The 7,661-nt window shown below is 44.0% G+C and carries 10 protein-coding genes and 1 pseudogene; 2 read left to right on the top strand and 9 right to left on the bottom strand.

What is annotated here, in order from left to right:
* Positions 1-77: 77 nt before the first annotated feature.
* Positions 78-437: a winged helix-turn-helix transcriptional regulator gene (locus tag ACKX14_RS13605; protein WP_422448552.1), complete on the top strand. Its 360-nt coding sequence runs from the start codon at positions 78-80 to the stop codon at positions 435-437.
* On the opposite strand, the gene ACKX14_RS13610 is transcribed toward ACKX14_RS13605, so the two are convergent.
* The 5 genes and pseudogenes from ACKX14_RS13610 to ACKX14_RS13630 form a co-directional block, all read right to left on the bottom strand.
* Positions 434-715 carry a hypothetical protein gene (locus ACKX14_RS13610; protein ID WP_422448554.1) on the bottom strand — a complete coding sequence of 94 codons (282 nt, stop codon included), beginning with the start codon at positions 713-715 and terminating at the stop codon, positions 434-436. The genes ACKX14_RS13605 and ACKX14_RS13610 overlap by 4 nt on opposite strands.
* Positions 716-824: 109 nt before the next feature.
* Complete coding sequence (locus ACKX14_RS13615) at positions 825-1,211, bottom strand: MerR family transcriptional regulator (RefSeq protein ID WP_422448556.1); 387 nt, start codon at positions 1,209-1,211, stop codon at positions 825-827.
* 303 nt (positions 1,212-1,514) lie between these two features.
* A complete protein-coding gene (locus tag ACKX14_RS13620) occupies positions 1,515-2,420 on the bottom strand; it encodes a DUF362 domain-containing protein (RefSeq protein ID WP_422448570.1) in 906 nt (301 codons plus the stop codon).
* 249 nt (positions 2,421-2,669) lie between these two features.
* A complete protein-coding gene (locus ACKX14_RS13625; protein ID WP_422448558.1) occupies positions 2,670-3,155 on the bottom strand; it encodes a flavodoxin in 486 nt (161 codons plus the stop codon).
* A 47-nt stretch (positions 3,156-3,202) separates the two neighbouring features.
* Positions 3,203-3,390 (bottom strand): annotated as a pseudogene (locus ACKX14_RS13630) (iron-containing alcohol dehydrogenase); the annotation flags it as partial.
* Positions 3,391-4,855: 1,465 nt separating this feature from the next.
* Here ACKX14_RS13630 and ACKX14_RS13635 point away from each other — a divergent pair.
* A complete protein-coding gene (locus tag ACKX14_RS13635; RefSeq protein WP_422448560.1) occupies positions 4,856-5,752 on the top strand; it encodes an SWIM zinc finger family protein in 897 nt (298 codons plus the stop codon).
* A 102-nt stretch (positions 5,753-5,854) separates the two neighbouring features.
* On the opposite strand, the gene ACKX14_RS13640 is transcribed toward ACKX14_RS13635, so the two are convergent.
* The 4 genes from ACKX14_RS13640 to ACKX14_RS13655 form a co-directional block, all read right to left on the bottom strand.
* Positions 5,855-6,223: a phage holin gene (locus ACKX14_RS13640; protein WP_422448562.1), complete on the bottom strand. Its 369-nt coding sequence runs from the start codon at positions 6,221-6,223 to the stop codon at positions 5,855-5,857.
* Positions 6,224-7,027 (bottom strand): N-acetylmuramoyl-L-alanine amidase, encoded by an 804-nt coding sequence (locus ACKX14_RS13645; protein ID WP_422448564.1) that lies wholly within the window; start codon positions 7,025-7,027, stop codon positions 6,224-6,226.
* A gap of 15 nt (positions 7,028-7,042) precedes the next feature.
* Positions 7,043-7,396: a hypothetical protein gene (locus ACKX14_RS13650; protein WP_422448566.1), complete on the bottom strand. Its 354-nt coding sequence runs from the start codon at positions 7,394-7,396 to the stop codon at positions 7,043-7,045.
* Positions 7,397-7,400: 4 nt separating this feature from the next.
* Positions 7,401-7,661: hypothetical protein (locus ACKX14_RS13655; protein ID WP_422448568.1), on the bottom strand; the 261-nt coding region annotated here is incomplete at its 5' end.

The following is a 7,661-nucleotide window of genomic DNA, read 5'->3' on the forward strand; positions in this document are numbered from 1 at the left end:
AAAGTACGCACATTTTTATATTATAGTTACCAAATAGAAACCACAAAAGGTGTCAAGCCGCTAGGGGAGGGAGTGTCATGTCTCACATAAAACCCGAATATGATTGTTCTATAGAGCTTACGATGGATTTAATCGGCGGCAAGTGGAAATTAATCATCCTCTGGTATCTAAACGAAGGCGTAAAAAGGTTTTCCGAACTAAAAAGGTTAATCCCGGGCATCACCCAGAAGATGCTGACCCAGCAACTCCGGGAGATGGAGCAGGACGGCCTGATATCAAGGAAGGTCTACGCCGAAGTGCCCCCGAAAGTAGAATATTCCAGCACCGAGTGCGGCAAAAGACTCCAGGAGATACTTGTAAAAATGTGCGAGTGGGGAGACGCTTACGCTGTGGAGCACGGTATATCGCTGACGAAGCGCAATGGTAAAAAGACTTAATGTAGGATTTTTACGGCATCAACGGCCATATCTTTTACGTCGGGCCGGTTGAACTTTTCGGGTGTTACGATATTTTTAGCCGGTATATTTTCCCCCTGGTCCCCGATTCTCACCTCAATGCCCTTTTGTTCCAGACATGTGAGGTAGCCGAACACCTGTGCAAACTCCGGACGTTGTGCCGCCATCGTTAACCCCAGGGCTGTTTTCGCCCCGATTGTAACAAGCGCCGCAACCGAGACAGTAGTTGACTTTTCATCTTTTAAGAAGATTTTTTCCACTTGATTTCCGGCTTCCTATGCGGCGTGCATAAACTCATCGCACAACAGTTCGGAATTTCTGCCTTTTTTTGGGCTGTTAGACAATATAAAAATATTTTTTCATATTTTGTTAATTCTCCGATCTCTTTAGTTTGTTTTCCGCCGGGACAATCTTAGTTTCATATTCTTCAATTTTAAAATTGAGCTTCTCCAGTGCTTTCTGCATCTCCTCTATGCGTGCGAGGAGCTGCCCGCGCTGCTCGATTAGGATCTGTTTTCTGACCTCGATGGTTGCGTCGCCTTGCTGGAACAGCGTGACATACTCGATCAGCGCTTCAATTTGAACACCCGCACTTCGCATACATTTGATGAATTCAATCCACCTGCAGTCTTCTTCCGTATAATCCCTGATTCCGCTTTTATTGCGGTTCACACGAGGAATGAGGCCGATGCGTTCATAATAGCGGAGTGTATCCTGTGAAATATCATATTTTTTGCTTACTTCTGCAATAGTCATGCGGTTTCACCTCCGATGTTCGATAATTATATAACACTTGGAGATAACCCCAAGTCAAGAGTTTTTAAATAGTAGCACTATCCGCGCTGCTATTTTATTTAAAGAGACAGAGTATAATTTGCGTCTGTCTTTTAAGAGTTCGACTGCAAGCTGTTTGGTCAGCATGATAGGACATAAGTTATTGAAGAAAATCACAGTGCTCTTCCACGAATCTTTTGGCTTATGTCCAATGTAATATCCTGAGTTATTGCCCGTTTCCTCAACAACACCGTGTAGACAATGCCAATCAGGAATAATAGCGCATCATTCATCTATTCTTACCAGCTTGTATGTCCTGCTGCCGAGGCCAAGTTCTTCAGCGTACTTCAGAGTATGGATACCTTTTTTCGATTCTATTCGCTCTATCAAATCATGTCCGTCGTGAGCGGTATAAACCAGATCCACACAAGCCTGATCAAGCGCTACTGGATCGAGAGAGGCAAGAATACCAATATCCGCCATTGTAGGATCGGCAGGATGCGAGTCACAATCACAGTCAACTGACAGATTATTCATCACATTGATGTACACAATTTTGTTTCCATGACTATTTATTACAGCGCCGGCTGCTTCCGCCATAGACTCTAGAAACGCCTCCTGCTGGGTTTCGAAACAGAGAGCAAAATCACTGGTTTTATCGGTGCCCCCGGCTGTATGAATCCACATTTTTCCACCGGCTGACGCAATACCGATTGATATGTTTTTTATTGCGCCGCCGAAACCAGCCATGGCATGTCCTTTGAAATGTGAAAGTATTATAAAAGAATCGTAGTTTTTAAAATGGGAACCGACAAAATCTTCCTTGATATGCTTTCCTTTTTCAAAAGGTAAAGAAATAAAACCTTCTTCATCCAAAATATCTACAGGAGCAATAGCGGTAAACCCATGATCTTCTACGACTTGTTTATGCTGGGCTGTATTAGACCGTTTGCCGCTGTAGGCAGTATTGCCCTCAACGATTGTTCCGTTTACCGATTGTACCAAATCTTTAATTAAAGCGGGGGAAAGGAAATTATGTCCACCAGGTTCACCCGTACTGATTTTGACTGCCACTTTACCGGGGAGCTTATGCCCCAGCGCTTCGTAAACTGCCATTAATCCAGCGGGACTTATGTCGCTTGTCATATAAACAATAGATTTCGTTTCGTTTTCAGTCAATTCACTGCTGATGTCTTTACCCTCAACTCTGTCCTTACCAAATAAAATACGTGTTGGGTTGTAAAAATCAAAGTTTAGCACAATAGAACCTCCCTAATATTTTTATATTGACATCGTAAGGCATAGAGTGGATATCTTGGACATCCGGATCAGTTGTGAACGCGGAAAATTCCATCTCATCAAACAACTATTTAATTTCTTTTCACTTTTTTCAACGCGGTTCATAGTAACCCTCCTTCTACGGATCGTAAACAACCCTTTTCACTGGGTAATGTCTATTTTGCGCAGCCATGCGGACACCTTGGCCTGAGCGTCTCCGGCGCCGCTCCCATATATTACAAATTCCTCCAGGACGGTTGATTTAGGGCATAGCTTCACAATATGACTAATCATTCGCCCCTTACCCCCTCCGCCGTGGGTACAAAAGGGTACGATGGTTTTCCCTGACAAATCATATTCAGATAAAAATGTTGCAACCGGCGGGGCTATCGTACTCCACCAATTGGGTGAACCAACAAAAATTATGTCATAAGATTCAATATGATCGATTTTTGTTTTTAAGGGAGGCTTATAACCTGCCTGTATTTCTTTCTTTGCTTGCTCCACAACCGCATTGTATGAATTGGGATAGGGCACTTCAGGCTGTATTTCAAAAATGGTTCCACCAATCTCCCTGTGAATTAGATTTGCAATTTTACGCGTGTTTCCGGCCCAGGTAAAATACACAATAAGGATTTGTTTAGCCATATTCATACTCTCCTTTCTTGTCTTCTAAACCCTTCATACCTGCCTTAAACCACATCCCCGGCATCCGCTTCTGTGCCAGTAGCCGGCGTGGTAGCAATTGCTGCAATGGGGAGCGGAGGATTTTGCATTATTTCCTTTGCCGCTTCCGCTGTGGATGTAGTCCCAAACAGTCCCCTTCATTGGTCGCCATTGCAGCGACAGCCTTGGCAGCATCCAGGCCGCTACCGCCGCCAAGGTTAATTCGCTCCATTTCCGCACGCATTGTCATTCCCAGAAGTTTATACCTATTTTATCTTGTCAAATACGTCAGTCTCCACCCCAGCAATACGAAGCCGTTCCTACGGCACAGGTAGCCGTTTTCTTTGGCGGATTTACCGCTTGAAATCACAATCATGGCTTTTTTTCCTGGCATTATTTGAATGTCAGGTTGTTTAATTGCCCTTTTCCAAACAATATTCTTGTGGGGGGACATACATATTAAAACTTATATTCATCCCTCCGTTTGTGGTAATTCTTTCTCCGCATCCAAAACGGTATTTTCGTATCCTGCAATTTTGATGTCCAGCTTATCCAGTTTTTAATTCCTTCTGCGATTGTCATAGTTTATTTCACCTCCATAATCAGAGTGTACATGCTGGAGTTAACTCCAAGTCAATACCTTTTTGACATTTCATAAATAATTCATCAGAGGTTATGATATAAATTTGGTACTTTTTGGTACAAAAATTTCCTTCAAAATATAAGGTACAAATTGATTTTTGTAGAAGTATAATAAGTACACTTCTATTGGAGGGAACATGGATAAATACAACAAATCGTTTACCTCTATATGGTTTGCTCAAATCATTAGGACCTCAGTCCAGCCAGGCGGAATGACGCTGCTATTTTGGAAGCTTAGAAATTAGAAAACGGCCTTTGCCGCCGAGGAGAACAAAGGCCCAACACGGTTGCCAGCCCGGGTATTTCAACCCCCAGATTGGCAAACTGGAGCGGTTAATGCCGGAAAGGAGTGGAAGCTTTTTATTAACAATCCGCGGCTGTCCAGACGGCCAGTATTTCTATGCTATAGACCGCATGGGGGTTATTCACCGGCAGAAAGCGTGTTTTGCCTGATTGATGAACAGATGGAACCAGTGCTGCGTAAATGCCCGATGTCGAACGCGAGGCCATGTTCCGTTTTGACGAAGTGCTCCAAGGAAGCGGGCAAAAAAAATAGGACAGGATATGTCCCTGTCCGCTCCTCGCGGCTCGCGACCAAACGGCGACCAAAAACCATTTCCTTCCAACTTAGTCACCGCTTCGTCTCGAAAGCCGCGCCATTATTTGCTTTTTTTGGAGCTGATGGTGGGATTCGAACCCACGACCTGCGCATTACGAGTTTGATTAGGTATATTATATTTAATTATGTTAAATTATTCCATATCCCTTAAAGTCTTGCGCCACGTGGATTGCACGGTTTTATTAATTACATGGTATATCATTAAATTATACCTTGTTATATTAAATTCGTTAGAAGAATGTTAGAAGATAGTTTCTCATGAATTATTGATTTTGGAAAACTCTTTATAAAAATAATGCAAAAGTAAGTTTTTATAGTAAAAATTTTTGCTAAACATAGAGGAAAATAATGCTTTTTGTAGAATACCTTCCCATCAAAAAGCCGTTTAATGATAGTACGGCATTAAGAAAGGAAGGTTGTTATGAATTTCGGTAAATGGGATTCGACAGTTCATGAATCTATTGATCAGCAAAAACGAATTGCAAGCGCAAGGAAAGCTGAATGCACTCCGTTACATATTGATAAAGAAAATTGTTGCGGTCAATTTAGCGGTTCGCATGGTTATTATAATACTACTTTAAATGAATGCACTTGTATTGACTTTATAAGGCGGCGTTTACCATGTAAGCATATGTACCGATTAGCAATCGAACTACAAATGATTAATCTTTCCGTAGAAACAGATTCAAGGAAGATCAAAAACCCTCCACCTGCCGATAGTTTGAATCTTGCAGAATCAGTATCTAACATTGAAGCTCTTTCCAGTGAAGCACAGATTGCTTTAAAAACCTTTCTTTTAGAACATTTGTATCACAAGAAAGAGATTGTTGGTGTTATGCGTAATGATGAATTTTCAGAGTTGATAGATTCTGGTATCCTTCGATGCGTTCAAGATCCTGAAAGGCTATTGGAAATATTTCCACGCAATGAACTGAACAAAAGAATTTCAGCACTAAATATTGATAATTTCAAAAAGAATATGTCCCTTAAGAATCTTATTCAATGGTGTATTGCAAATATACCCGATAAAATATCCTCTATTTGTTCAGATGCATATGTTTTGCAGTTGAACCCAATTTATAATAAAACAAAAAGGCAACTATATACATATCTTCACCGAAAATATGACAATGAAGAATATTTTAATGGTGAAAAGATTGTTTCTTACCCTGCTGGTGCGATGTTTATATCTTCAATTAATTTGAAGTATGACGGGTCCGGTTATAAATCCTCTAATTATTCGGGTTATGAATTTCCCGATGATGAGGTTACTGCGTTGCTTAATAAATATAACTGTAATCGGTGCAATAAAAAATAAAGCCATGGGGGTTCTGCTTCCCATGGCAATAGTGTAAATTCTGCCAAAATTAGTGTTCCCCGTCAGGTATAAAATTTCCCCCGGCCTCAACCGGGGGTGTCTTTATGCCGTCGCTTTTGTAGCATTGGCCCATTCCTCGCCTAATTCATCTTTCATGGTTCGCACTGCCCATTCGATTAAAGTGCGGATTTCTTCGGAAGAAATATTTAACCCGATTTTGGTTGCCTGTTCGGATATAATCTCGGTGGCCTTCTCTACCTTTTCGTCGCCATGGAGCACGCCACCCCATAGTTGCTCTACAGCTTTAACTGCCAGCAGGGCCAGTTCCTGCTTGGCCGTCAGTTCCTCTTGCACTTTCTTGAGCCCTTCGACGCCCAATTTCTTCTTAAGCAAACCAATCAGCATCGCCACTACCACGGTTATCAGGATAGCCAAAGCATCGTATACAAGCCGAAAAACCAGATCTTCCATTTACGCCGCCCCCTTAATCATTTTTTGGACTTCAGCCAGGACGTATTTGATGGACCTGTCCACAATGACAGCCGCCTCCGCTCTGGTGATGGGGGAATTAGGGTCAAAGTTCCCGTCGCCTTTCCCACTGACAACCCCGATCTGGGCCAGGTGCTCGATGTTTCCTTGTGCCCAGTGACCTACAATATCCTTGAACATGGCTGTAGCCACCTCCTGAATGTTTAATCCGAAATATAACATGATGGCCCGAGCAATCCCCTGGGCCTGTTTCCGCAAGAAGTTCTCATCGAACAGCAGGGACGCATCTTCCGGGTTGGTGAGGAAGCCGCGCTCGATGATCACCGCTGGCATATCCGTCTCGCGGATTACTGCATAGTAGTCAACCCCCGGATTTTTCTCGCTCTCGCGAGACCAGACTCCATTATCTCCCCGCTGGAATGGTTGCCTGCCTGTAGCCAGCGTTACCTGATCCACCAAAAGTCTCGCTAGCTTATTGCCGCCCTTGCCGGGCTGGGAGTGGATACTGTGCATAGCGTGATGTCCCTTAGCACTCGGCCCGCCGGCAACATCCGCATGGAGGCTCACAAAGATATCAGCCCTCCAGCGGTTTGCCATTTGGCATCGCTCAGATAGACCGATGTCCCGGTCGCCCCGCCTGGTCATCAAAACATCGATGCCCCGGGCTTTTAGTTCCTGCTCAACGAGAAGTGCAGCACGGAGATTGGTTTCCTTTTCGGGCCGGCCGTTCACCCCCATAGCCCCCGGGTCGCTCCCGCCGTGTCCCGGGTCAATACAAACTTTCATGCATGGTGCACCCCCTTATATGGATGGTTGGTTAGATGAGTTTACAGTTGCCGGTTGTTCGCCATCACCGTCACTTTCACTTCTGGGAACATAGGTAGCGGTAGCCACGGGCTCCTGGTAGTATGTGGTAGCTGGCAATACAGAAGCGCTCCGTTTCTCCATCGATGGCCATCCAATACGTTCTACCGCTTGTCTTGCTACCACGGCCAGGATCGGGTAGGTCAAGACAGTGAAGAAGTCGACCTGGGTGGAGGAAATGTCTTTAGCCATGGCCAGCTTAACACCCACAAATAAAAAGAGCGGCAAGACCAGCAGCGCCGCAAACTCATCAATTGTAAGCCCATTCGGATCATTCCAAAACCCTCTCATGACTTCACCGCCTCGCCCTCTCTAGAAGCTCATCAATCTTGGCCTCCTGGCGGGCCATGGTTACTTGTAGTAATGTTGTGAGATTTTCCAGTGCTTTTGTATTATTCTTTACCACCTCCGCAAGGTCATTTTCGCCCTTTTGTTTCATCCACCTATCCACCAAAAAAATCAGCCCTGCGACGGCGAATGTCGCAAGGCCGTATTGTGCCAGCTCTGTTCCCGGCATTATATCTGCCTCCTTTTTAAAAGTAAGGGTTCTATATAT

Source organism: Thermorhabdus hydrogeniformans, assembly GCF_049310025.1.
Taxonomy (GTDB): domain Bacteria; phylum Bacillota; class Thermosediminibacteria; order Thermosediminibacterales; family Tepidanaerobacteraceae; genus JBJYKD01.

Bases quoted from the DNA above. Each gene is read 5' to 3' on its own strand.
- ACKX14_RS13605 (WP_422448552.1), top strand. From the start codon at position 78: ATGTCTCACATAAAACCCGAATATGATTGTTCTATAGAGCTTACGATG.
- ACKX14_RS13615 (WP_422448556.1), bottom strand. From the start codon at position 1,211: ATGACTATTGCAGAAGTAAGCAAAAAATATGATATTTCACAGGATACA.
- ACKX14_RS13625 (WP_422448558.1), bottom strand. From the start codon at position 3,155: ATGGCTAAACAAATCCTTATTGTGTATTTTACCTGGGCCGGAAACACG.
- ACKX14_RS13635 (WP_422448560.1), top strand. From the start codon at position 4,856: ATGAATTTCGGTAAATGGGATTCGACAGTTCATGAATCTATTGATCAG.
- ACKX14_RS13640 (WP_422448562.1), bottom strand. From the start codon at position 6,223: ATGGAAGATCTGGTTTTTCGGCTTGTATACGATGCTTTGGCTATCCTG.
- ACKX14_RS13645 (WP_422448564.1), bottom strand. From the start codon at position 7,027: ATGAAAGTTTGTATTGACCCGGGACACGGCGGGAGCGACCCGGGGGCT.
- ACKX14_RS13650 (WP_422448566.1), bottom strand. From the start codon at position 7,396: ATGAGAGGGTTTTGGAATGATCCGAATGGGCTTACAATTGATGAGTTT.